Below are 25,112 nucleotides of genomic sequence, written 5' to 3'. Positions count from 1 at the left end.
CTCTTGGCTCATAAACCGGATGCCAACATTGTATTTATTCCCAAATAAAAGATAATCAGCCAAATATACAAATCACTTTTACTGAGAAGTAATAATGAACCACTGGGAAGGGATCAGCGAATTTATCGCCGTGGCCGAGAGCCAGAGCTTTACCCGCGCCGCCGAGCGGCTCAACTTGTCTGTGGCGCAGATAAGCCGCCAAATCGCCGCGCTGGAGAAACGCCTGGCGAGCAAACTCTTCTATCGCACTACCCGTAAGGTGTCGCTCAGTGAAGAGGGTCAGCTTTATTATCGCCACTGCCGCTTGCTGCAAGATGGTATAGAAGAAGCCGAACGCGCCCTTGGCAGTTTGAAACAAACCCCGCAGGGCTTGCTGCGGGTGACGGCGCCGGTCACTTACGGCGAGCAATTTATTCTGCCGCTGCTGAATGACTTTCTCTGTCTGCACCCCAAGCTGGATCTGCAACTGGATCTCAACAACAAGACGCTGGATCTGATTGATGGCGGTTATGATTTGGCGATTCGGCTGGGTAAGCTGGCGGATTCCAGCTTGATGGCGCGGCGTCTTGGCAGTCGCCGCAATTATGTCTGTGCCAGCCCTGAGTATCTGGCCAACCATGGCGTGCCCCACACTCTGGGCGAGCTGCACCGGCATCAATGTTTGCTGGGTAACCACCCTTACTGGCGTTTTATCGAGCAGGGTCAGGAACGTCAATGGCGTTTGAGTGGCCGCTTGGTGTGTAATTCTGGCCCTGGGCTATTGGATGCTGCTCGCAAAGGGCTCGGGCTGGTGCAACTGCCCGATTATTATGTCGGCGAGGATCTCGCCAGCGGCGCCCTGGTATCTGTGCTCGAGGCTTACCAGGCGGCGCCGGAGGGGATTTGGGCCTTATACCCACAGAACCGCCATCTGTCGCCCAAGGTCAGCCTGCTCTTGGACTTTCTGCAGCAGGCGCTGCCGGAGGCGCCGGATCTGGGCAAGTCTTGAGTGGATGCCCTGTCTTGAATGGAGCGTTAAGTCTTTAATGGGTGACAGGTCTTGAACTGCAGCCAGATCTTAAATAGGAAATGAATTCTGTATCGGCTCTGAATCTTGCATAGCCGCGAAACTTGCGAGCCACTCAGCTTTCAAATCGCTGAGGTTTCAAATTTCCAGGCTTTTGATTCTCTGAGCGAACTATGGCTTGGCAGGCTTAGCCCTGACTCGTCTTAGCACGCTGCCAGTGCAGCAGATATTTATCCAGCTCATTAGCAAAGGCCTGTCTATCTGCCTGGCTCAACTTGGGACTGCCGCCGGTATCTATACCGCTGGCACGCAGGGTATCGAGAAAATCCCGCATATTAAGACGGGCACGCACATTGTCACGATTCAGCAGCTCGCCACGGCTATTGAGCGCCTTGGCGCCCTTGTCTATCACTTCGGCCGCCAGCGGAATATCATTGCTGATCACCAAATCACCGGCGTGACACAGGCGCACGATTTCGTTATCGGCCACATCAAACCCCTTGGGCACCTGTAAGGTTTTGACACTGGCAGCACCTGTGATCCTGAGTGCCTGATTGGCGACAAAAGTGACATTGATGCCGGTACGCGCCGCCGCCCGCACCAACATTTCGCGGATCACTACCGGGCAGGCATCGGCATCGACCCAGATTTGTGCCAGGTCTGATGCCTGCTCATTTTGATTCTGCTGCACTCGCGCTCCTTTAGTTTGCAATAAAATTCGCACGCTATTCTATCTCAAGCAGGGTATCTGTGCGCGCAAAATCCGCCAAGCTAAAGTGGATGGAATGACACCGAACGAGTCAGAGCGAAGATACTGGCTTGAATACAAAACCGTGGCCAATTTAACTTGGCCATATATGGACGCCTCCTGTTTTGCCAGTATGGTAATCCTCCCCTTTTTAACCGCAGTTAAAAGTAGAGGTTAAGCGACCATTAAAGGTGGACGCCCATGATTGGCTTTGCGTGGCCTTTCGGGATTGTATAACCAAAGCCATTGAGTTGCATAGTCTTGTACATCTTCTATGGAATCAAACAAGAACTTATTCGCAGCTTCCTTAACTATACTCGAGGTGCCTCATCTAAGGTATCAAAAGTATAAGCAACTATACTTGTTTTAATTTTCCCTTCTTGAGCTATAGCGACAAGTGCTTCAAACAGTTCATTTGAAAAGAAGGTTTTCAACATTCCTTTAGGGTTAAACACATGCCTCTTACTTGGCTCGAGTGCTAATATTTTCTCTTCCGATAAATAAAACCTTGTTGTTGCATCGGTAACTTTGAAACATCGATCTTGGTCAATCACATCTACTTCGTTATTTACTGCCACTAAATATCTTCCAGTTAAAGTGTCATCACCCCCGCATTTCAATGCAGCTGGATAGACTTCAACCCCATATGGATCAAAGCTCATTATAACTTCAGCGATTTCTTTAGTTACATTTAAACAACTGGCATCAATGATATCTAAAGCTTCAATATTAACCAAATCTTTATCTGACCATACAACAGGTGAAAGAATTGAGGTAGGTGTAAAATTGTCATCCTGATAATAGAATGCCCTGTTGTCATCATCCACAAAAAAACAATCACCTTTTTCAAAATCTTCTGTTATATATGCAATTTTCAAATTTATCTTTCCATTTTATAAGGAAGGTGCGAACAAGCCCTGCAATTTAGACCTTGATAAAACCTTTACTTTACCAGCCTAAATCTTAAACGCTAAATTTCTAATTTAGGCCAATTTATCGGATATACAGCGGATATACCGGACATCCTAAACACTTTTCGAGCCACGAGGAAGCATATCATTTGGTCTCAATCACAACATACAGAACATCCTAAACACTTTACGAGCTACCACAACATACAGAACATCCTAAACACTTTACGAGCTACTGACAGAGCTCAAGGACATCCTAAACACTTTCTAAACCGCAAGGAAGCACGCTGCCAAGTGTCAGTCTCTGATAAATAACGACGTATTTTGGGAAGTAGACTCTCTAAGACGAGTAATCTGCGTGCTTCATACAAAAACTGCGGTTGCTAGGCATGCCAACGGCAGGCTTAAGCCTGTTGCTGCAAAATCACCAAGGGTTTAAGGTTAATGGGGATGTATTGCTTGGCTTTGTTGCTTACCCCGGCACCATTTACCGCCATATTTGGCCTTCATGGCACACATCGCATCCCATCGGCCACTCATGCCACTGTACTGACGGCGAAACTCCTTGGCGGAAGTTATCCAGGCATCGTCGCTGATACCAAGCTCAAGCAGTAGTTTGGGTCTGGAACAGGCAATAAAGCCACGCTTGTCTTCCCGCACCGCCCGGCCTGTCCAATCAATCAGCTCCAGATAGTCGGCAAAGTGAAATGGAATGCCGCTTGGTTCGGCGGCAGTGGCTGCACCATCAAATTGCAGCAGCGGCTTAAGTGAAGCGTTGGCAGTTGTAGGTTCATCAACTTCCTCTATGCGCTCCTGAATGGATGTGTAATCAGAAGTTTGCAGCGAATCTGCAATACCTGCGCGAATGGGATTTAAATCCACATACATCATGCAGGCCAGCAGCGCCTGTTCATCAAGCAGCGCCTGCGACTTAAAACGTCCTTCCCAGAATACGCCCTTGCAGCCATCTTCTCGATTGGCCTTGCGGGCGATATCTTCGTTTAAACAGCGCATAAACCAACTGATACTGCCAAGGCGTTCCTGCCAATCGCTAATCAACGTATCCAACAGTATTCGCTCACTTTCTGAGAGACTATCGCCCTTGAGGAACTTTGCCGCCACAGGATTGCCGCTAAAGAGCAATGTCCAACGCTCGATGACTTCAAATGGTGACAACGATTGTTGCGCAGCAAGGTCGATTTTGAGCACCAAATGGTAGTGATTACTCATAACCGCATAAGCGCAAACGTCGATGCAGAATATTGACGACAACTGCCTGATTTTATCCACTATCCAGCCACGTCTATGCTCGTAACTGCGCCCCGACAGTGCATCTTCACCACACAAAAATGCCCTTCTCACGCAGCGATTAATCACGTGGTAAAAGGGCGTACTTTCAACATCTATCAACTGGCGGCGGGCTGTGGTCATAACCAACCTCGACTGAGCTTTGATGGGTATTTTTTCAAAGCCTAGTCAAGGCTGGGCGAAACATCAAAAAGGTATGGCTGTCCTGTTTTTTCTTCTTCAAAAAGGTATGGCTGTCCTGTTTTTTCTTCAAAGCCTAGTCAAGGCTGGGCGAAACATCAAAAAGGTATGGCCGTCCTTTATTTTATAGTCAAGGCTGGGCGAAACATCAAAAAGGTATGGCCGTCCTTTATTTTAGTCCTTTTGTTATTTCATTTGGTCCTTTATTTTTTATGGCTACCATATTAATTTAACGGTAATAATTTTATGCCTGCCTTGTCTAGACGGGCAAATGTGTCTCCATACTCCATACACCAGCCTGGAGGCATAGTATCTTTCAGGTTTAACTTATTTTTACTATCGAGGGAGTTGGCCTGGTCTTTAGAGATATATGCTAACTTCCAATGTTTGGATAAAAGTTTCGCTATATATTCTGGCTGTTTTCCTTCTTTTAATAGTCTAAACGATTCATTTCTTAAGACAGCGCATGGAACTACGTGTTCTGGATGGATTCTCGCACCATCTTTAACTTCTTTAGACTGCCCACATAAAATGTAATCTTTCTCTGGATGAAGGATATGAGAGAAGAGTCTTGAATGAATTCCTTCATTACCTGATTTAATACAGTTCTGGAAGTGTGTTATTAACACTAAGGCAGTGTTAAAAACGAAATGTTCTTTATCCATTTATTTGAACCATAGTCAATTCCTTAAAAAAAGGTATGGCTGTCCTATTTTTCCATCAAAAAGGTATGGCTGTCCTATCTTTCTAATCAAAAAGGTATGGCTGTCCTATCTTTCTACTATGTATTTTTTTGTAACGTCATGTAAATTCTTAGTCTGACTTCAGTTTCTTATAAGCACTTATCAATAACTCAGTTTCAGTTTCCGATTTATATTGCTTTTTCTCCATATCTAAACCAGAACTTTCAAATATAGACTCTGCCTTTTTAAACATTGAAAGTGCCTCAGATTCATTTAGAAGTAGCTTCTTAAATGCTTCCGCTTTTTTCTCAATTTTATTGCTATTGATATAGTCAAGTTCTTCACCCATACCTAACAAGCGCACTATCAGCATTATGTGAAAACGAGCTTTTTTATTTTCTGTTTTAAGGTCACCAGACCTGAAGAATTGTTCTACTCTGTAGTAGCAAAGAGAACTTACATAATAGGGTAAGTATTTATGTCCGTCTGCAAAGATTCTTCCAGAAAACCTTTTAACTATTGTTCCATAATACCCTGACACTAGATGAGGTGAGTTTAAGAACATTGAAGCAAATGACTTAATCTGAATAGGGATCGATATTATCTGATTCCTTTTTATGCCTGAAACCGAGTTATATTGCTGAGAGCGCCTTTCATAGTATAAAGGTATTGAAGTTTTTTCAGCAGAGTAATACAGCTCAAGTTGTTTTTGGAAGATGCTAAGTGCTTCAAGCTGCTCAGTTTTAACTTCTGTTTGGCTGTTCGTCGCCAAAGTAATGCTAGCTTTTATATCTTCATTTGCCGTAACAACTATTTTTATAGGGACCTGAACTTGTTCAATACCTTCAATGTTCTGACATTCATGAAGAATATGACTAGTTTGACAACCATTAACCACTTGATAATCTCTGATTGTGAAACGGTTACCAGCTGGGGTAATTGAAGAAGCAACTACAGTTACACCATTGTTGAGTACACAAAAAATATCAAATTTTTTGTCTTCAAGAGTACCTTTTATTTTCTTGTTTACAGGATTATCACCCTGAAAATCTCTTACATTATCATCAAAAATACTATGTATTGTCTTATTCTCATCTTGGATTAACTTCAAGTATTCGCTTAATGGAATAACCCCAAGGTAACCCTCTGAAACCCCTTCAATGTCAGGTAATGTAATTCGATTTAAAAAGGTAATAGTTGAAGAAAGTTTGTTTTTAGTCTCATGGAAGAGTTTTTGGATTTCCGAAGAACCACAAGGTTCGAAACTTACAGTTTCAAAAATTCCAATCGCATCTACCTCATCAATACCTGAGCTAATAACGGCGGAAAGGTTCTGGTCATTTACCCATTTTCCAGTACATACATAGTACATTTTACAATCAGGTCTTCTATTTACCATATACGAAGACTTTAGGATAATGTCTTCCCATAGAACCTTTTTAGCTTTAATCGTTTCATTTTGTACGAGCTTAGGATCATCACTTAGGAAATCTTTTATACCATGGATAAAGGCACCGATGTCTGCCCCACTAAACGAAGACGTTGTCTTCGTTTGTATGAAGCCAATCTCTGCGTCTAAGTGACCTGAAGATTCAACAATTTCTCTGAGTTCATCACTATCGTTTACTAGGCGCCCATTTACGAGAATATACAGCCCATCAATAGCGCAGTCACCACCAGAACCTGAATGAACTTCATCAAGCTCAAAACTTCCACGGAATTGCTTTGATAAAATTGAGTAGTTTGCGAAGTGCTCAAACTGAGTAGATTCAGGTAACCGCTCTAACTCACATTGTTCAGTAAAGCTCTTTAGTAATGAGCCTGTAATCTTATCCATATGGTACAACCAGCCTATATTAACGTTTTGATTATTATGCTCTTATGATGCCACTCTTGTTGTGAATAAGTTCGTGAATTTACATAACGCCGCGAGCAGCGGCGCGTGTTTTTGCGTCCGCTGCCTTGCCTGGTTAAGTGGCGACACTCCCACCCTACCTAAGGGCACGATGTGAGCCTGCGAACCAGACTACATTTATGGCACCCGCAAGAACTGATGACTTGAAGACACCCCCAACCTGAAATGTGGCCGCCCGCAACGAACGGGTACGCCGAGCCACATCCTTTTATTTTTCTAATGGCAACCGAACGCTCACTCATGGCACCGACTTGGAAGCTTGCGCTGTCATAAAAAAGCAGAGCCATTTAACAGTTGTATAGTGCGCATGCGCGTTTTAGTCATCGGTGGAGTGTAAACGCGCATCGCTATCTCTTTGTATTAGTTAAATATAATAGAGTTTAGCCCGAATATCCCTTACCACGAAAAACGCAATCATTGAGTCTCTCTCATAGCTACCGAAAGGGCGCGAAGGTTGTTCGTCCCTGAATTCCGCTGAAAACGGAAAAATACCACTGCCGCCGACTTTGAGCTTAAGGAAGTGCTAAAGATAAGCACCTGAATTAGTTACACAATACTCAGTACTGTTTATTAAAACAATTAGCAAAAGGTCAAGCTTTTGACAAAAGCCATAAAAGCCTGTCTTGGTTGTTTTTTACAAAATAATTGGCTGATTTTTGATTATTTTCCAACAAAAAGCGCCGCTTGCCTGTAAGACTGAGGCAAGCGGCGCAAGTTATTGGGCTAGTTTCCCCTGAGCTATTTCATCCTAGCCATGTCACAGGGCTATTTCACCTGAGGCACTCGCACTGGATCGGCGGGCTGTGGCAACTTCACCGGCGCGGCAGATTTCAGCTCATCCAAGGCAATGGCGATGGCCTTTTCCAGCTGAGGATCTATGCCTTTGGCTGTGTCTTTGGTCCACTGCTCGACTTCCACATCCGGGGCCACACCTTCGTTCTCGACCCGCCACTGGCCGTCGATACTGAAGAAACCGCTGCGCGGCGCCGTGATATGGCCGCCATCCATCAGGGAAGGCACACCCCAGATGCCGACCAGGCCACCCCAAGTGCGTTTACCCACCAACTTGCCCACTTGGTAATAGCGGAACATATAAGGGAGCATGTCGCCGCCCGAGCCGGAGACTTCGTTAATCAACATTACCTTGGGCCCCCAGATACCGCTGCCCGGGCTGGTCATGGGGTGATCGCCGGCCATCTGGTTATTGAAGTAACCGTTACGCTCGCGGCGCAGCACATCTATGATGTACTCGGCAATGTAACCGCCGTGGTTGAAGCGCTCATCTATGATCACCCCCTGGCGCTGATTCTGGGCGAAGAAGTAGCGATTGAAGTAACTGAAACCGTTCTCGCCTGTGTCCGGAACCCAAACATAGGCCAGTTTGCCGCCGGAAGCTTCATCCACCCGCTTGCGGTTATCCTCGACCCAGGCGTTACGTCTCAATGCCTGTTCGCTGGCCGTTGGCACCACAGTCACCTCAAAGGCTTTTTTGTCGCTGCCATCCGGGCTGATACTGAGACGGGTCTGTTTACCGAGAGTCCCCTGGAAGGCCTGATAGAAGTTGGCCTTGTTATCCAGCGGTTTGCCGTTGACTGCCAGCAGATACTGGCCCGCCTTGACCTGGGGATAGAGAGCCAGCGGCGCACTGCCTTGGTCCGCCGGATACCAGTTTTCGCCGCGATAAATGCGGCTGAAGCGATAACCCTTGTCGGTCGCCTCAACATCGGCGCCGAGCAGACCGGTACGGTTGTCGGCAATTTCCGGCAGATCGCCATCATTGGTAAAGGAGTGGCCCACAGAGGTTTCGGCGCCCATGTTATCGAGCAGATAGGTCATGTCGGCGCCGTGGCGCACATGGGCGACCAGTGGCTGGAACTCCTTGTATACCGCGTCCCAATCGGCACCGTGCAGATTACTGACATAAAAGTAATCGCGCTGGAAGCGCCAGGCTTCGCGGAAGATTTGCTGCCATTCGGCCTTGGGATCGATACGTGCCGTCAGCTTGACGTTGAGCGTCTTGGCATCGTCCCCCATGGGCGCGGCGCCGGCAAATTGCTGCCAGTTGTCGCCGATTTTCACCAGCAGGCTCTCGCCGTCGTGGCTCAGATGATACTCATCGACATCACCGGCCAGGGTATCGGCCTTACGCTCCTCAGTGCTGTACTTGCGAAGCTCTGTGGTTTCATCCAAATCCTGCATATAGAACAGCTCACCTGGCTTACCGGCGCTCAGGCTGTGGATTTTACCGCTCTCACCCAGAGGCAGCACCCGCTGCGCTATACCGTTGAGATCGATTCGCACCGCAGGTGGTGCATCTGAACCTTTGGACTCCTCTTCAGTGCTGCCCTCTTCCTCGTCGCTTCTTGGCAGCATGGGCGCCTCGGTGCGGGTATTGAGCAGCATGGTATAGAGGCCGTAAGTCGGGGTGAAGGCAACCGAGGTCATATCCAACCAGGCGGCGTGAGGGCCATAATCGGTACTGGCGGCAAAATAGAGCTTGTCGCCGGCGCTGTCCCACACTGGGTAACGCACATCGGCCATGCCCTGGGTAATTCTGTTACTCTGATTATTGCGGGTATCGAACAGGTAGAGACTGCGGAAAAAGCTGTCATCCTGCTTGCTGTAGGCCAGATAACGACTGTCTGGCGACCAGCTGGGGGCCATCTCCCAGTCGGGGTTCACTACCGGCTGGCTGTCGATAACCTGCGCCTTGCCCTTGGACAAGTCCGCCAGCCAGAGTTGCTGGCGCTGATCGCTGAACACCAGCTGTTTATCATCTGGCGACCAGATAAGCCCGGTATAGAAGCCCTTTTCGGCCAGTTTGATCTCTTGCTGCGGCTTGCCGAGTTGATCGGCTATCACCAGGCGATATTCGCCGCTCTTGTCGGAGAACCAGGCCAGCTGTTTGCCGCCGTTGGACCAGGCGGCGCCCACTTCGCGGCTGTCTGAGCTTTCAGTAAGATTACGGGCATCGCCGTGCTCCACGGGCACGGTAAATACATCGCCGCGGGCCACAAACAGGGCGCGCTTACCGGTAGGCGAAATGGCCGCCGACTCTATCCGCTTTTCGACCTCTTCAAAGCGTGGCCGCACCCAGGGGAAATCGGCATGCAGGCTGATGGCCAGTGCCTCACCCTTGTCGTTGTCGTTGGCATTGGTATTAGCCAGCGACTTTTTCACCAGCTCGCCACGGTATTCGTATACCAGAGTGTCGTTATCCAGGGTAAAGCCTTTGACATCGGCATCCTGGTAATGGGTCAGCTGCTCCGGCTCGCCGCCCTTGACCGCGACCCGAAAGATATTGGTGACCTGGGAGCGGTTGGAGAGGAAATAGATATAGTCGCCGTGCCACTGGGGCTCGAGATCCTGGGTGTTGTCCCAGGGCAGATCTTTTTCCTCCAGGCTATCGAGTGAAATCAACCTGAGCGGCTGATTCTGGCCGCCGCGGTAGTTACGCCAGCCCGGATCCCAAAGACCAGCGCGGCGGTAAACCAGCTGCTTGCCATCGGCAGAGAAACTGCCGTCAAAGGCGCGGTTCATGGGTAAAGGCTTGGGATTGCCGCCCTCGATGGACAGGGTAAACAGCTGCTGCCAGCCCCTCGGGGCATTGGCCCTGCCGGAGCGCAGCAATACCGATTTGCTGTCCGGGCTCCAGCCCACCAGCTGATCCACATCCGGGTGGAAGGTCAGGCGTTTGGGCTCGCCACCGGCAATAGGCAGCAGGTAGATATCCTGATTGCCCTCATAGTCGCCGGTAAAGGCCACCCACTTGCCGTCGGGCGACAGCTTGGGTTGCATCTCCTGCCCTTGGAAACTGGTGAGACGCACCGCCTCGCCGCCCTTGAGCGACACTTTCCAGATATCCTTGGCGTAGGAAAACACCAGAGTATCACCGCGAAGATCCGGCTCCCGCAGGAGTTTGGCCTCTGCAGCCAGCAAATTGGGGCTGCCGAGCGCAAGGGCCGTCAGCCAAAAGAGTTTATTGAGCTTCATTCCTGTTCCTTGTATTTGAATACCAGCAAACCTGTGGGGATCCCCCGCCAAAACCGCAACTTAACCAGCGCCATAGCAGAGCTACCCCTGTAACATAACCAGTGGTAAAAAAATACGCAAAAAAGGTTTTGTTTCAACTCATTGCAATACGCCATTCCGGGCGAATGAGACAAAAATCCCCGGCCTTAAGCAGACCTTAATCTGAGCCGGCCAGAATAATTCCTATCCACCAGCCGGGCCATGAATTCAACGCCCACTTTTTCAGGCTTTCTATTTCGCAGATCTCAGCTGCGACTCTGTCTCAACTCGCACTATGCCACTACAGTCACAGGAATCACAATGCCCATTGCAAGCCACCCGCTGAGTTTTCAACACTGGTTCAAACATCATCTGCTGTTGCCGTTATCGGTAGGGCTTGGCGTGCTTATCTTGCTGCACATCACTAATGCCGACCTGCTGCTGGCACAGTGGATGTTGGCATTTGAGGGCACCAACACGGCCTGGCCCTGGCGCCATGCCTTTGTCGCAGACAAACTGCTGCACACAGGAGGACGGGATCTGGTGGTGCTGGCGGCAGTTGTGTTGCTGTCGACCCTGGTATTGAGCAGTTTCAAAGCCTCAATGAAGCGCTGGCGCCGGCCCTTGCTGATGCTGTTTATAAGCGCCCTGGCAACCGTGCTTTTGGTGCGTATCGGCAAGAGCATGACCAATGTTGCCTGCCCCTGGGATCTCAGTTTATTTGGTGGCCAGCAGCCTTATCTGCCCTTCCCCATGAGCCTGAGCGTTGACACTGAATTGGGCCAGTGTTTCCCCGGCGGACACTCCAGCGGCGCCTTTGCCTGGGTGGGACTTTATTATCTGGCGTTGGTCTTGAAGCCGAAATGGCGCTTTAAGTTGCTCGGCGCGGTATTGCTGATAGGCGCCGTGTTCAGTCTGTGTCAGGAGTTTCGCGGCGCCCACTTTTTATCACACGATATCGCCAGCGCCCTTATCGGTTGGACCATGGCGACCTTGAGCTACGGCCTGGCTTATCGCCCTTGGCGAGCGGCAGGATACGCCGGGGTTCCGGCGCAGGCACTGATACAGACACAGGCACAGATACAGACACAAACAGAAGTCACCCGCTAAAATACCGGGCCTGATTTATTGCCGATAAATCAGGTCCTGTTTCCATAGGCTATTTCACTGAGCTTTTGAATTACGCCTTCTTCACCAGGCTTGAGATCAAAGCCCTGAGCGCCGCCGGTTTAATCATCTTGGCCATATAGTGGTAACCGCGGCGCTCGACATCCTCCACCAGATCCTTGCGGGTGTTGGCGGTGATCAAAATGCCGGGCAGATGTTGCCCATACAACGCCCTGAGCTCATCCATGGCATCGACGCCGTTTTGGCCCTTATCCAGATGATAATCTGCCAGCATGATGTCCGGCGCCACCCCTTTGAGCCCCAGCTTGATCCTGGCATCACTCAGATCCCGGGCGCAGATCACCTCGCACTGCCAGCGGCTCAACAGGCTTTCGAGCCCGGCGAGGATAGCCTCTTCGTTGTCGATACACAGCACCTTGACCCCGGCGAGCGGCTGCAACACAGAAGAGATGGCCTTGGGTTGCGGCACGCTGACAGTGGCCCCAAGCGGCACCCGAATGGCAAATACAGAGCCCTTGCCCTGCACCGAAGAGACGCGGATATCATGCTCCAACACCTTGCTTATTCTGTCGGCTATCGCCAGCCCAAGCCCCAGGCCGTTGACACTGTTGGAATGGGGGTTATCCAGACGCTTAAACTCGTGAAATATCTCCCTAAGCTGCCCGGCTTCGATGCCGCAACCGGTATCCAGCACTTGCACCTCAAGCTCGCTGCCGCGGCGGCGACAGCCCATCAGCACCCGCCCGCCCTTGGCATAGCGATAGGCGTTGGTGAGAAAGTTCTGCAGCACCCGCCGCAGCAGTGACGGGTCTGAATTGACCGTCAGGCTGCAGGGCATCATGGCAAAGCGGATCTGGCAGTCTTTGGCCATGGCCTCAAACTCCACCGCCAGGGCGTTGAGCACTTCGGAGATGGCAAAGTCGCGCCGTTTTACCTCCACCATGCCGGAATCCAGCTTGGAGATATCCAACAGATCGGTCAGCAGTTCACCGGCGGTTTTCAGTGAGCTGTTGACATGGGAGAGGGTCAGCCGCCCTTCCCTGTCAAGCCCGGGATACTGACTCAAAGAGGCGGTAAACAACCGGGCCGCATTGAGCGGCTGCATTAAGTCATGCCCCACCGCCGCCAGGAAACGGCTCTTGGAAGCGTTGGCCATCTCCTCCTGGGCCTTGGCTTCGAGCAGCTTGCTGTTGAGCAGCGCCAGCTCATAGGTGCGCTCCTTGACTCTGGCCTCCAGGGTCTCGTTGACCTGCTCCAGCGCCTGTTGCTGCTCACGATATTGGGTAATGTCGGTAAAGGTCATCACAAAGCCGCCGTCCGGCATGGGATTGCCCTGAATTTTGATCACCTTGCCATCGCGCCTGCGCCGCTCTGAGCTGTGGGCGGTGCCGTTACGCATATGCTGTACCCGGCGCTCGACATGCTCGTTCACATCCCCCGGGCCGCAGTAGCCGCGGGAGGCATTGAAACGTATCACCTCGCTGATGGGCATGCCCGGTTGCAGAAAATCTTCCGGATAGTCGTAAAGCTCTGCATAGCGGTAGTTCCAGGCCACCAGGTTGAGATCTTTGTCCACCACGCTCATGCCCTCGTAGGCGTGTTCTATGGCGGCGCGCAGCATGTCCTGACTGAGAATAATCTTCGACGAGGCCTCATCCACCAAGCTGAAGACTTCATCGAGGGCCAGATCCCGCCCCTGCAGCACTGAGTCCATCACCAAAGAGGCGCTGGAAGCCCCCAGCACCCCGGCCAGCATGTGCTCGGTATGGGCAATAAGCTCGGGCGGTGCCGTCTTGTGCCAGCTGTCGCTGCGCACCGCATCGGCAGAAAAGCGCGAGAAACTCTCATAGGCCCGGGTCGGGCTGACAAAGCGGCTGGCCAGGATAAGCAAGTCCTGCTGGCTGATGGGGCCCGTCTTGCGATTGCCTGTGTTTTTGAGTTCACCCGGGGTGACAAAGGCGCTGGCCTGAATACGCTCAACCAAGCCGGCGCGCAGCCAGATAGAGCCGCCGATATAGCCAATCAGGTTGGCGCCGAGTGCCAGCAGGGTATCGTTGACATTGGGCTTAAGCGCCTTTAACAGTTCAAATTGACCTGCCAGCACGCCTTCCCAAGCGCCCGAGCCCTTGAGCAGCAAAAAGCCCCATAGACCGAAGCCCGCCGCCATGCCGAGAAACACCCCGGCGCGATTGCCGTGTTTCCAGTAGAGCCCGCCCACCAAGGCCGGTGCCAACTGGGCAAAGGCGCCGAAAGACAGCATGCCCAGGTTGGACAAAGAATCACTGCTCTCAAAGCTCAGGTAACTGAAATACCCGAAAGCCAGGATCAGCGCGATGGAGAGACGTCTGGCATAGAGCAGTTGCTGGGAAAACTGGCTAAAGTTCTTGCGACGGATCTGCCCGGTACGCAAGAGTACCGGCACCAGCCACTCGTTACTTATCATCACGCTGATGGTCACCACTGCCACTATCACCATGCCGGTGGCGGCCGAGAGGGTTCCCAGCAGCGCCACTATCGCCAGCCAAGGTGCGTCCAGCGCCAGCGGCAGATTGATCACATAGGTATCGGCAGAGACACTGTCGCCGAGCAGCACCTTGCCCGCCAGGGCCAGCGGCCCGACAAACAGGCCGAACAGGCCAATATAGAGAGGGAACAACCAGCGCGCCTTGGACAGAGTCTGCTCGCCTTCGGCCTCGACCACCATGACGTGGAACTGGCGCGGCATACAGAGAAAAGCCGCCATGCCGACTATAAGCTCGGGCATCAGCGCTTCGAGCCTTAGATTGGGATTGACTATTACCCCCTTGGCGCTGGCCTGGCTCCAGAGGTCGCCAAAGCCGCCAAATACCCCGAAGACCACTATGCCGCCCACCAACACAAAGGCGGCCAGTTTCACCAAAGATTCAAAGGCGATAGCCAGCATCATCCCCGGGTTATGCTCTGTGGCATCCAGTTTGCGGGTGCCGAAGAGGATGGCAAAGATGGCCAGCAGCACGGCGATGATAAGCGCGACTTTGGCGCCATCAAGCGGATCATCCGGGCTTTGGAACAGGCTTAGGCTGAATACCATGGCTTTCAGCTGCAACGCGATATAGGGCATGATGCCGAACAGGGCAATGAGTGTGATGATCACCGCCAGCGGCTGCGACTTGCCGTAGCGGGCGGCGATAAAGTCGGCCACCGAGGTGATATTTTGCGCCTTGGACACCACCACCATTTTGCGCAGCATGCCAAAGCCCAGGGTAAAAATAATGATGGGGCCGATAAAGATATGCAGATAGGACCAAAAATCATTGGCCGACTGGCCAACCGTACCGAGAAAACTCCAGGAAGAGCAATACACCGCCAGGCTGAGGGCGTAGATCCATTTCTGCAACCTGCGGGTGACACCACTGAACCAACGCTCCGCGCCCCAGGCAAGCAGGAACAGCAAACAGACATAACAGACGGCGATCACCGCCACAAAAAGGGTCAGATTCATAGGGTTCTCTTTATTGTCGCCGTATCCGTCGGCGACTGTTGTTATCCCGGCTAGATTACACCAGCCAAGGGTTTTGATGAACCGCTGCGGCGATTTGCATCTTATGCGGCGCCCATTGTGGGGGCAAAAACCTGTATTGGATACCGATTTAAACCCGCGCAAACCTTAACAAAACCACGCCGGCTCAAGCACTTCAAGCTGTGCGTTTTAAACGCAATAACCGATTAATAAATAACATTTTTTCATCACTAGACCAATGTCTAATAGAGACAGCACTGCCAAGCAACCCATACTTTGGCTCACGTATGATAAAAACAAGGGGAAGCCCAATGAGTACTCAGTCTCTTTATAAAGTGCCCGCGGCGATTGCGGCCAATGCACTGGTAAATGATGAAAAATATAAGAAAATGTACCAGGAGTCCGTGGTTAACCCCGAAGGTTTCTGGCGTGAACATGGCAAGCGTATTGACTGGATCAAGCCCTATACCAAGGTCAAGAAAACCTCATTTGACGATCACAATTTGTCGATCAACTGGTTCTACGACGGCACGCTGAATGCCTCGGCCAACTGCCTCGACCGCCATCTGGAGAAACTGGGCGATCAGACCGCCATCATCTGGGAAGGCGATGATGCCAAAGATCAACGCACCCTGAGCTACAGCCAGCTGCACACAGAAGTGTGCAAATTTGCCAACGCCCTCAAGAGCCAGGGCGTGCGCCGCGGTGACGTGGTCACCATGTATATGCCCATGGTGCCGGAAGCTGCCATCGCCATGCTGGCCTGTGCCCGCATCGGCGCCGTACATTCCGTGGTATTCGGTGGTTTTTCCCCGGATTCCATCGCTTCACGCATCATAGATGGCCGCTCCAAAGTCATTTTGACCGCAGACGAAGGTCTGCGCGGCGGCCGGGCTATTCCGCTCAAGCGCAATATCGACGAGGCGCTCTCCCATGCGGATGTCACCACGGTTGAGAAGGTGATAGTGCTTAAACGCACCGGCAATGATATCAACTGGGTCGAAGGCCGTGATGTCTGGTGGGAATCGCTGACCGAAACCGCTTCCGAGTATTGCGAAGTGGAAGAGATGGGCGCCGAGGATCCCTTGTTCCTGCTCTACACCTCAGGCTCCACCGGTAACCCCAAGGGGGTGCTGCACACCACGGGCGGCTACATGGTGTACGCCTCCATGACCCACGAATATGTGTTCGACTACAAGCAGGGCGAAGTCTACTGGTGCACCGCAGATGTGGGCTGGATCACCGGCCACAGCTATATGATTTACGGCCCGCTGGCCAATGGTGCCACAGTGCTTATTCACGAAGGTGTGCCCAACTACCCAAGCCCTGCCCGCCTGGGCGAGATGATTGACCGCCATCAGGTCAACATACTCTACACGGCCCCCACGCTTATCCGCGCCCTGATGGCCGAAGGCAAGGAGCAGTTTGACCAGTTTAACGGCAGCTCGTTGCGGATCATGGGCTCTGTGGGCGAACCCATCAACCCTGAGGCCTGGCGCTGGTATCACGAGGTCATAGGTCATGAGCATTGCCCGATTGTCGATACCTGGTGGCAAACCGAAACCGGCGGCATTCTTATCAGCCCGCTGCCCGGTGCCACAGACACCAAGCCTGGCTCGGCCACCCGTCCCTTCTTCGGGGTGCAACCTGCGCTGGTAGACAACATGGGCAATATTCTGGAAGGCGCTACCGAGGGCAACCTGGTGATGCTGGATTCCTGGCCGGGACAGATGCGCACGGTTTACGGTGATCATGAGCGCTTTGCCCTGACCTACTTCAAAACCTTCCGCGGCATGTATTTCACCGGTGACGGTGCCCGCCGTGATGAAGATGGCTACTACTGGATCACCGGCCGGGTCGATGACGTGATTAACGTCTCCGGTCACCGTCTGGGCACAGCTGAGATTGAAAGCGCACTGGTGGCGCACGATCTGGTGGCCGAGGCCGCAGTTGTGGGTTATCCCCATGACATCAAGGGCCAGGGGATCTACGCCTATGTCACACTGACCAAGGGCATAGAAGCCACCGAAGAGCTGAGGCAACAGCTGAGACAATGGGTGCGCAAAGAGATTGGCGCCCTGGCGACCCCGGATCTTATCCAGTTTGCCGGTGGCCTGCCCAAGACCCGCTCCGGCAAGATCATGCGCCGCTTCCTGCGTAAGATTGCCGCCAACGAGATTACCAACCTTGGAGATGCATCAACCCTGGCCGACCCAGCCGTGATTGATACTCTGATTGAGTCGCGACTCAACCGTACAGAGTAAAAGCTTACTTCCTCCTATTGCCCCTCCTGGAGGGGCATTTTTTTACTTTCAGCTTGGATCCCCCAAGGGCGGCTTAAACGGTTCACCTATGTAAGCCGCTCCTACATTTCAATTATCTCTCCTGTTGCACCCGAAGCATTAACATGTGAAGAATGACTTTTCACATGTTATCAATGGCATGAATAGCGAATTAGTGTTTGGCAAGCTAGACGCAATAATCAGCAACGAAATCGGTCATAGCTCACTTATGGCGTTGATGACCCCCGAGGGCGGGATTTGGCAATAAAGGAAAACCATATTACAGCCCCTAAACTTTTAAGGCCGATTTCACCATTGCCTGGATATTTAGGCCACCGAATAAAGCAAGCCACCCTGAGGTGGCTTGGCTAAGAGTATAAATAGGGATCATAAGTAGGGAGTCACAGCTCCCGGTCGCAACAAGGGTTAGAGCACGTATTTAGCCGAGAAAATGACCCGGTTGAGTTCCCCATCTGTGCCATTTTCCCGCTCGTTCTTGGCGTACATATACTCTACCCCAAAGGTCAGAGCCTTCACCGGCGAGTAAAGCAGGTTGATATAACCTGAATAGGATTCCTTGTTGGCGCTGCCTCCGGTCAGAGACACATCGTTATCAGCGCTGAAAGCGGACAAGGTAAAGCTTGAGCGCCACTGCTCGTTCCACCAGTGACGATAAGACACAAAGCCTGAGTAGGATTCTATCGCCTGCAGATCGTTATTGTTATCCAGTACCGCGCCATTGGCAAAGTTCAGCGCCACATAGCGGCCCAGGCCTTCGCCATAGGTGGCGGTGAAACGGATATCATCACGGCCCACAGGAATGATCCCGGCCACGCTGGCGCCATAGCCGAGCTCAGTGCTGTCTATATCCTGATTGGCGATACGAGTCTCCAGTTCAAGTTGCCTCAGCATCCCCATTACAGAGAAACTGGCGCCACCCGAGGTCTTAAAGTTATAACGGGCGATAAGATCCGGCATCACCCCATTACCACTGGTGATCCGGCTGCCACCGCCATAGGGAGTAATAGTGGTTTCCGGGTTTTCGATGGCGATTTGAAAGCCACCATTGCTGTATCTCAGCTGCGCCTGACGGGCAAAGGGAGTACCTTCGGTGGCGCCGACAAAGTCGAGGTTTTCCGGCAAGGCTCCCGGATTCATAAAGGTGGTCCAGGTCTGGCCTATGGTCCAGTTGTCATAGCTGATAAAGGCATGACGAATGCGCGGTGAATAGCTGTTGGATACCCGCTCATCACCATCGGCGTGAGTCATAAAGTCCAGCTCGATAAAACCGGTGAGCGTATGACCATCGAGATCTGTTACCGTCTTGAAATTAAAACGGGTTTCCCGAGCCTGGAAGTCAGCAACCTGATTGCCGTTGCCATCGACACCATAGATGGCACCCGGCACATAAAACTGGCGTGAAATATTGTTGGAGTCGGGCGCACCATTGCTGTAATCACTGAACATGATATCGGCCTTAAGATAGCCGCCAAACTGCACGTCAGTCTTGTCCAGTGCCGATGCCTGAGCCGTCCCCAAACCGCCCAGTGCCAGAAGGGTTGCAGCGCACACCCCGGTGAGTCTTGCTTGTTTCATCTTGGATTGTCTCCCTGTTGTTATGCCAATCCATTCGACAAAGCGCACAACAGCCGAAACAGATTGAGCTAGCAAGAAGCACTATCCGATGTTTAACAGAATTGAAACATTGGCAATAGGTCTATAAGACAAAAGTAGAAAAGCTTTAGCTAAATTAGCCTGATTATCTGCGTAGTTTGGAAATATCGAACTTAAGATGTTATAGAGGATATTCTGGATGGTGGGTCGTGAAGGATTCGAACCTTCGACCAATTGGTTAAAAGCCAACTGCTCTACCGACTGAGCTAACGACCCATACAGATGGAGCATTCAGTGGTGGGTCGTGAAGGATTCGAACCTTCGACCAATTGGTTAAAAGCCAACTGCTCTACCGACTGAGCTAACGACCCACTAAAAAGGTTTACGAAACATGAAGTTGGTGGGTCGTGAAGGATTCGAACCTTCGACCAATTGGTTAAAAGCCAACTGCTCTACCGACTGAGCTAACGACCCATTCAAGTTTCGCCCCAGCAGGCTGTGCCGTGCTGAGGGCGCCTATAATACCGCTTTGTGATTCTCATGCAAGTGTAAATTCCCGATTTTTTGTCGTTTGCATGAAAAACAAACTGGGCGGATGTTTTTTAGTTAAATCATGGTTTAATTGCCGCCAGTTGCTGCTGTGCAATCCTTGCTGCAGCGCTGTTTGCGTACTGTTTCACCACTTGCTGATAGTAGTTCTTTGCCGCCGTTTTATCACCGGTTTTCTCGGCAATCAGCCCAAGTTTAACCAGGCTGTCGGCCCGCTTACCCGATTCCTTGAAGTTATCGACCACATTGGTAAAAGCGGTTTTAGCTTCGGTAAATTCATTCTTATTATAGAGCAGTTGCCCGAGCCAATAGTTGGCGTTATCGGCAAAGCCCGAGTTGGGATACTGCTTGATAAAGTCGCGAAATGCAGGGATTGCAGCGTCGTACTGACGCTCTTTCAGTACCAGATCGACCGCTCTTTGATAGCTGTCGGTCTCGGACAAAGAGGAGCTGGCCACCAGATTGGATGGAGTCTGGCTAACGGCAGGCGCCGCTGGCTTACTTTGCAGGTTGGCGATTTCGTCATAGAGCTGGCGCTGACGCTGCAACATCTGGTTGATCTGATAGTTTTGCTGTTCGGTCAGGCCTCTGAGCTCCAGCACCTCTTGTTGCAGAGTATCCATTCTGCGCATGGTATCAAACTCAGCTTGCTGACGAGCCTTGATGATCCGCTCAAGGCGGGCGATACGATCTTCGCTGGAACCGCCACCAATATCTTCAACGGGCGCTGGGGCCGCATAAGCGGCCCCAGTTCCCAGAAGCATGGCCGCGATGATAACGGCTTTCTTCATTCTTTAGTGTCCTTCTGTCGCCGGGATCAGTACACCAGTACAGCGCGGCGGTTCTTGGCAAAGCTCTCGTCGGTATGGTTCATGTCCAGAGGCTTCTCTTCACCATAGCTAACAATGCTCATCTGACTTGGCAGTACGCCCATACCCTGCAGGTACTTGGCAACGGCCTTGGCGCGGCGCTCACCCAGAGCGATGTTGTACTCCGGCGTACCACGCTCATCAGCGTGACCTTCAATCAACACACGTACGTTAGGGTGTTCAACCAGATATGTACCGTGGGCTTCCAGAATTTCGGCGAACTCTGTCTGCACTTCACTGCGGTCAAAATCAAAGTAGATGATGTGTTCTTTACGCAGTTCCTGGAACTTGAGGCGCTGCTGCTCTTCAGGGCTCAGCACAGGGTTGGCGCCCCCGATTTCCACGCCGCCGGCAGCATTGCCGTACTCACTGCCGGAAGTTGTCGAACCGCTGGCGTCCGTTTCTGATTCTGAAGTTGAGCTACAGGCACCCAGAGCCAGTAATGGCGCCGCGATTACGATTGCCTTAAACAACTTGTTGAGATCCATCATGTTATCCTTCTGAAATATAAGTTATAGAAACGGTGACCAAGCGGGTGATTTCACTTCACCCTGCCCCACGGGCAACCGCGCCTTGAAACGGCCATCGACAGATACTGCTGCCAGCACCTGCTTGCCGTTATAGGTAGTGCCATAAATCACCATGGTGCCGTTAGGGGCAACACTGGGTGATTCATCGAGCCGGGTTGAAGTCAAAACCTGCATAAAACGCGTCTGCAGATCCATACGGGCAATATTATATTTACCGTTGGTTCTGTTGACGAAAATCATACTGCGGCCATCAGGGGTCACAGTTCCCCCCAGGTTCCACTCGCCTTCGAATGTCAGGCGGGTCACCTTGCCTGAGGCCAACTCTACCTGATATAGCTGGGGCCTGCCACCCCGCTCTGAGGTGAACAGCAACGACTTGCCATCGGGGAACCAAGTGGCTTCAGTATCAATGGCATAGTGATTGGTGATCCGCTTGAGCGCACCTGTCGCTATATCCACCACGTAGACCTCAGGTTGGCCATCTCGGGACAGCGTCACCGCCAGCTTAGTCCCATCGGGCGAAAAGCTCGGCGAGCCGTTGATACCGGGGAAACTGGTGACCTTGGTGCGACTCTGACTATAGATATCCTGAACAAACACTTCAGCCTTTTTGTTCTCGAAGCTGACATAGGCCAGCTTACGCCCGTCCGGAGACCAGGCAGGAGACATCAAAGGCTCGGGCGAGCGCAGCAACATCTGTTCGTTGTAGCCGTCGTAGTCGGCAATCATCAGACGGTAGGGGTTCTTTTCCTCGCGATTGACCACCACATAGGCGATACGGGTCAAAAAGGCGCCGCGGTTCCCGGTCAGCTTTTCATAGACTATGTCGCTGATCCTGTGGCCATACTGGCGGAACTGCGCTTCGCTGATAACGGTTTCGCGGCTATCTAGCAATAGCTCGCTGCGGGACTGAGGACCACCAGTCTGCATCTGCGCCTTGACCAAGTCCACCAGGTCAAAGCTCACCAGATACTTACCGGCGCCATAAGGTTTCACATAACCCATTACCACGGCTTCGGCAGAAACATTTTTCCAGGCGGCGGCATTGAACTCGTCTATCTTGCTGATGGCGCGTTGACCCAGTGACAATTCATCCAGAGGCTTGAAGGTACCGCTGCGGGTCAAATCAGACATCACCACATCCGAAATCGACTCTGGCGCAGGCCCGGCGCCCTGCCAAACAAAAGGCACCACGGCGATGGGACGCGCGGCGTCCACCCCTTCGGTGATCACTATATCCAGCGCCGCCTTGGCCGGCAGCACCAGCACGGCCAGCAAACAGATAAGACTCTTGGCAATTCGTTTCATGGGGCTCCCTTAGTTGAATTCCGGTCTAACTTCTAAATTAATCTCTTTCATCAGCTGATACACATCAGGCTCCTGGGAAACCGGCAAACGCCCGGCCTTGTTGATGGCAGCCTTGGCGGCGCGACATACCACAGGATCCCCTTCGATGATCTGGCTGTTGGTGACAAAGCCGTCTTTGGCCAGACGCACCTTGACCTTACAGACTCTGCCGCGCATGGACTCGTCCACTACCAGATTGCGCTGAATAGTGGCGGTGATCATCGCCCGGTAACGGTCGACTTCACTCATGACCTGACGATTGCGGGTCGCTGACAAGGCGGCTTGCTCGGCGGCCAGCGCCTCGGCCAACTCCTGCTCCTGACGGCGACGGGCCTCTTCCTCGGCCTTACGTTTACGCTCGGCTTCCTCTTTGGCCTTACGCTCAGCCTCTTTGCGTTTGCGCTCCTCTTCCGCCTTCTTGGCGGCGGCTTCTTCAGCCTTGCGTTTCTGCTCGGCCTTCAAGGCAGCCTCTTCGGCTTCTTTACGCTGTTGCTCCTTGGCCTTACGCTCGGCTTCCGCCTTCTGGGCCTTTTCTTTCTCCTGCTGCTCTTTCAGCTTGGCAGCCTTGGCAGCTTCGGCGGCTTTCTGGGTCTCCAGTTCTTTTTGCTTGCGCTCGGCTTCCAGCTTGCGGATCCGTTCCTGCTCCTGCTCGCGGGCCTTTCTGGCCTCATTGGCCTGGCGGTCTAGCTCCTGCTGCCGCTCGCGCTCACGGCGCTCGGCGGCGGCCTTGTCCTGTTTCAGCTTCTGGACATAGTCATCCACTTTCTGCTGATCGACCACCACGGCCTGCACAGGCGCAGACTGCGCCTGGGTGGGCTGCGGCTTAGGCTTGTCATGAAAGTCCACGCCCATGGCCAGAATCGCAATAACCCCTACATGCAGCACAGCTGAGATGATAAAGGGGACAGTAAAATCAGATTTCCCAGCCACTTACTTCTCCTCTGGCGAATCTGTCATCAAACCGACCGAAGGTACGCCGGCATGTTGCAGCGATACCATAAGTTGAATTACCCGCTCGTAGGGAATGGCGCGATCGCCCTTAACCACCACGGGGCGATCCGGCTCCATTTGGATGATGGCGCTGACCCGGGTGCTGATCTCTTCCAGATCCAGCACTTCATTATTGGGTGAGCCACCCAAGTCGAGAAAATACTCACCCTCGGCATTAATAGAGGCCACCACAGGCGGCTTGCTGTCGGCGGGCAGCGGCTCGGCCTCGCCCTGAGGCAAGTCCACTTTCACCCCCTGAGTCACAATCGGCGCCGTCACCATAAAGATGATCAGCAGCACCAACATCACGTCGATATAGGGCACCACATTGATTTCAGCGACGGGGCGACGCCGCTTGCGCTGATATCCCTGAATCATACCGCTTCCTTATCGCTGTATGCCTGACGGTGCAATATGCCGGAGAACTCTTCCATAAAGTTGGCGTAGGAAGTCTCAACCTTTTCCACCTGAGTGGAGAATCTGTTATAGGCGATAACCGCAGGAATCGCGGCGAACAGGCCCATGGCGGTAGCAATAAGCGCTTCGGCAATCCCCGGGGCCACCATGGCCAGGGTGGCATTTTCCACCGCGCCCAAGGCGATAAAGGAGTTCATGATCCCCCAAACTGTCCCAAACAAGCCGATATAGGGACTGGTGGAGCCTATGGTTGCCAAGAGTGGCAGATGGGTTTCCAGCTTATCCAACTCTTTGGAGAGGGAGATCCGCATGGCGCGATAGCTGCCATCCATAATGGCCTCAGGCACCCGGCCGTTCAGTTTCGACAGGCGGGCATATTCCTTAAACCCGGAAACAAACATGGCTTCCAGCCCTGAGTTACTGTCCTGGCGCGCCGACAGTTCCTGATACAAACGATTGAGATCCACACCGGACCAAAACTTCTGTTCGAAGCGTTCGGCATTATGCCTGGCCGCATTCAGGAGTTTGCGCCTCTGGATAATCACAGCCCAGGACGCGATAGACAGAGACAATAAGGTGAGCATCACCAGTTTTACCAACAGACTGGCCTGCATGAACAATCCAATAAACGAAATCTCAGCTTCCACCTTTTTTAAACTCCTGCAATATGTGTTGGGGAATGGCCAGTGGCCGCATGCGCTCGAGTGAAATACAGGCAACCAAAATGCTGGCCGCGCAATAACACTCACCCTCGGCATCTACCAGGCGCTGTTCAAACACCAAAGATGCCCGCTTCACTTCTGAGACACGGGTTTCCACCCAAAGGTTCTGCTCAAATCGCGCCGCCTTGCAGAAATCCAGCTCGGCGTGGCGTACCACAAAGGCGATATCCTGCTGCAACAGGGCGGTTTGGCTCACCGACATAGATCTGAGCCACTCACTTCGGGCTCTTTCAAAGAATTTCAAATAGTTGGAATGGTAAACCACCCCACCCGCGTCTGTGTCTTCATAATAGACAGTGATAGGCCAACGAAACATGCTTCCACTTGCTTTTAATGCGCCAAAAGTGAGGCCTACTATACCTTATCCACAATCCGCTTGTGAATGGCGGAAAAAGCAAAGGGG

18 protein-coding genes and 3 tRNA genes are annotated in these 25,112 nt (G+C 52.1%); 3 read left to right on the top strand and 18 right to left on the bottom strand.

Translation table 11 applies throughout. The annotated features are described in order from the left end of the window. Positions 1–94 precede the first annotated feature (94 nt). Positions 95–988 (top strand): LysR substrate-binding domain-containing protein, encoded by an 894-nt coding sequence (locus tag CBE72_RS18730; RefSeq protein ID WP_028781419.1) that lies wholly within the window; start codon positions 95–97, stop codon positions 986–988. Positions 989–1,193: 205 nt separating this feature from the next. Here CBE72_RS18730 and CBE72_RS18725 read toward each other — a convergent pair whose 3' ends face one another. From CBE72_RS18725 to CBE72_RS18695, 6 genes are all read right to left on the bottom strand, one after another. Continuing rightward, positions 1,194–1,697, bottom strand: coding sequence for a YaiI/YqxD family protein (locus CBE72_RS18725; RefSeq protein ID WP_268239848.1), 504 nt, complete (start codon positions 1,695–1,697; stop codon positions 1,194–1,196). A 368-nt stretch (positions 1,698–2,065) separates the two neighbouring features. Then, positions 2,066–2,632, bottom strand: a complete 567-nt coding sequence (locus tag CBE72_RS18715) for a hypothetical protein (protein ID WP_206191799.1) — start codon at positions 2,630–2,632, stop codon at positions 2,066–2,068. Between the two features lie 474 nt (positions 2,633–3,106). Then, a complete protein-coding gene (locus CBE72_RS18710) occupies positions 3,107–4,096 on the bottom strand; it encodes a transposase (RefSeq protein WP_100145692.1) in 990 nt (329 codons plus the stop codon). Between the two features lie 281 nt (positions 4,097–4,377). Beyond that, complete coding sequence (locus tag CBE72_RS18705) at positions 4,378–4,818, bottom strand: hypothetical protein (protein WP_100145691.1); 441 nt, start codon at positions 4,816–4,818, stop codon at positions 4,378–4,380. Positions 4,819–4,966: 148 nt separating this feature from the next. After that, positions 4,967–6,673 carry an AIPR family protein gene (locus CBE72_RS18700; RefSeq protein ID WP_028781289.1) on the bottom strand — a complete coding sequence of 569 codons (1,707 nt, stop codon included), beginning with the start codon at positions 6,671–6,673 and terminating at the stop codon, positions 4,967–4,969. Between the two features lie 843 nt (positions 6,674–7,516). Further along, entirely contained in the window at positions 7,517–10,744 is a 3,228-nt protein-coding gene (locus tag CBE72_RS18695; protein WP_100145690.1) for a S41 family peptidase, read from the bottom strand. A 339-nt stretch (positions 10,745–11,083) separates the two neighbouring features. Between CBE72_RS18695 and CBE72_RS18690 the strand changes: the two genes are divergently transcribed. Continuing rightward, a complete protein-coding gene (locus tag CBE72_RS18690) occupies positions 11,084–11,872 on the top strand; it encodes a phosphatase PAP2 family protein (RefSeq protein ID WP_157929112.1) in 789 nt (262 codons plus the stop codon). A 70-nt stretch (positions 11,873–11,942) separates the two neighbouring features. On the opposite strand, the gene CBE72_RS18685 is transcribed toward CBE72_RS18690, so the two are convergent. After that, positions 11,943–15,371 (bottom strand): hybrid sensor histidine kinase/response regulator, encoded by a 3,429-nt coding sequence (locus CBE72_RS18685; protein WP_100145688.1) that lies wholly within the window; start codon positions 15,369–15,371, stop codon positions 11,943–11,945. A 329-nt stretch (positions 15,372–15,700) separates the two neighbouring features. Between CBE72_RS18685 and acs the strand changes: the two genes are divergently transcribed. Beyond that, entirely contained in the window at positions 15,701–17,653 is a 1,953-nt protein-coding gene (acs, locus tag CBE72_RS18680) for an acetate--CoA ligase (RefSeq protein WP_100145687.1), read from the top strand. Between the two features lie 444 nt (positions 17,654–18,097). On the opposite strand, the gene CBE72_RS18675 is transcribed toward acs, so the two are convergent. The 11 genes from CBE72_RS18675 to ybgC form a co-directional block, all read right to left on the bottom strand. After that, positions 18,098–19,267, bottom strand: coding sequence for a DcaP family trimeric outer membrane transporter (locus tag CBE72_RS18675; RefSeq protein ID WP_100145686.1), 1,170 nt, complete (start codon positions 19,265–19,267; stop codon positions 18,098–18,100). A 218-nt stretch (positions 19,268–19,485) separates the two neighbouring features. Then, a tRNA-Lys gene (locus CBE72_RS18670) sits at positions 19,486–19,561 on the bottom strand. Between the two features lie 19 nt (positions 19,562–19,580). Then, positions 19,581–19,656, bottom strand: a tRNA-Lys gene (locus CBE72_RS18665). Between the two features lie 27 nt (positions 19,657–19,683). After that, a tRNA-Lys gene (locus CBE72_RS18660) sits at positions 19,684–19,759 on the bottom strand. Positions 19,760–19,896: 137 nt separating this feature from the next. Continuing rightward, on the bottom strand, positions 19,897–20,625 hold the full coding sequence (ybgF, locus tag CBE72_RS18655; RefSeq protein ID WP_100145685.1) for a tol-pal system protein YbgF: 729 nt from the start codon (positions 20,623–20,625) through the stop codon (positions 19,897–19,899). A gap of 26 nt (positions 20,626–20,651) precedes the next feature. Continuing rightward, the gene (gene pal, locus CBE72_RS18650) at positions 20,652–21,191 is read right to left on the bottom strand and encodes a peptidoglycan-associated lipoprotein Pal (RefSeq protein WP_100145684.1); all 540 of its coding nucleotides are present in this window, start codon (positions 21,189–21,191) and stop codon (positions 20,652–20,654) included. A 24-nt stretch (positions 21,192–21,215) separates the two neighbouring features. Further along, entirely contained in the window at positions 21,216–22,541 is a 1,326-nt protein-coding gene (tolB, locus tag CBE72_RS18645) for a Tol-Pal system beta propeller repeat protein TolB (RefSeq protein ID WP_100145683.1), read from the bottom strand. Positions 22,542–22,550: 9 nt separating this feature from the next. Further along, positions 22,551–23,510 (bottom strand): cell envelope integrity protein TolA, encoded by a 960-nt coding sequence (tolA, locus tag CBE72_RS18640; protein ID WP_100145682.1) that lies wholly within the window; start codon positions 23,508–23,510, stop codon positions 22,551–22,553. Beyond that, complete coding sequence (gene tolR, locus CBE72_RS18635) at positions 23,511–23,948, bottom strand: protein TolR (RefSeq protein ID WP_100145681.1); 438 nt, start codon at positions 23,946–23,948, stop codon at positions 23,511–23,513. Then, the gene (tolQ, locus tag CBE72_RS18630; protein WP_100145680.1) at positions 23,945–24,634 is read right to left on the bottom strand and encodes a protein TolQ; all 690 of its coding nucleotides are present in this window, start codon (positions 24,632–24,634) and stop codon (positions 23,945–23,947) included. The genes tolR and tolQ overlap by 4 nt, the downstream gene beginning before the upstream one ends. Next, positions 24,624–25,025: a tol-pal system-associated acyl-CoA thioesterase gene (gene ybgC, locus CBE72_RS18625; protein ID WP_025011952.1), complete on the bottom strand. Its 402-nt coding sequence runs from the start codon at positions 25,023–25,025 to the stop codon at positions 24,624–24,626. Before ybgC ends, tolQ begins: the two co-directional genes overlap by 11 nt. Positions 25,026–25,112: the final 87 nt, after the last annotated feature.

Origin of the sequence: Shewanella carassii (assembly GCF_002777975.1) — a bacterium.
Taxonomy (GTDB): Bacteria; Pseudomonadota; Gammaproteobacteria; order Enterobacterales; family Shewanellaceae; genus Shewanella; species Shewanella carassii.
This window is presented reverse-complemented; position numbering and strand designations above follow the sequence as displayed.

Excerpts from the sequence above, each read along its gene's own strand:
- CBE72_RS18675 (WP_100145686.1), bottom strand. The coding sequence starts at position 19,267 with ATGAAACAAGCAAGACTCACCGGGGTGTGCGCTGCAACCCTTCTGGCA.
- ybgC (WP_025011952.1), bottom strand. The coding sequence starts at position 25,025 with ATGTTTCGTTGGCCTATCACTGTCTATTATGAAGACACAGACGCGGGT.
- tolB (WP_100145683.1), bottom strand. The coding sequence starts at position 22,541 with ATGAAACGAATTGCCAAGAGTCTTATCTGTTTGCTGGCCGTGCTGGTG.
- CBE72_RS18700 (WP_028781289.1), bottom strand. The coding sequence starts at position 6,673 with ATGGATAAGATTACAGGCTCATTACTAAAGAGCTTTACTGAACAATGT.
- tolR (WP_100145681.1), bottom strand. The coding sequence starts at position 23,948 with ATGATTCAGGGATATCAGCGCAAGCGGCGTCGCCCCGTCGCTGAAATC.
- CBE72_RS18710 (WP_100145692.1), bottom strand. The coding sequence starts at position 4,096 with ATGACCACAGCCCGCCGCCAGTTGATAGATGTTGAAAGTACGCCCTTT.
- CBE72_RS18695 (WP_100145690.1), bottom strand. The coding sequence starts at position 10,744 with ATGAAGCTCAATAAACTCTTTTGGCTGACGGCCCTTGCGCTCGGCAGC.
- acs (WP_100145687.1), top strand. The coding sequence starts at position 15,701 with ATGAGTACTCAGTCTCTTTATAAAGTGCCCGCGGCGATTGCGGCCAAT.
- ybgF (WP_100145685.1), bottom strand. The coding sequence starts at position 20,625 with ATGAAGAAAGCCGTTATCATCGCGGCCATGCTTCTGGGAACTGGGGCC.
- CBE72_RS18730 (WP_028781419.1), top strand. The coding sequence starts at position 95 with ATGAACCACTGGGAAGGGATCAGCGAATTTATCGCCGTGGCCGAGAGC.
- CBE72_RS18690 (WP_157929112.1), top strand. The coding sequence starts at position 11,084 with ATGCCCATTGCAAGCCACCCGCTGAGTTTTCAACACTGGTTCAAACAT.
- CBE72_RS18705 (WP_100145691.1), bottom strand. The coding sequence starts at position 4,818 with ATGGATAAAGAACATTTCGTTTTTAACACTGCCTTAGTGTTAATAACA.
- CBE72_RS18685 (WP_100145688.1), bottom strand. The coding sequence starts at position 15,371 with ATGAATCTGACCCTTTTTGTGGCGGTGATCGCCGTCTGTTATGTCTGT.
- pal (WP_100145684.1), bottom strand. The coding sequence starts at position 21,191 with ATGGATCTCAACAAGTTGTTTAAGGCAATCGTAATCGCGGCGCCATTA.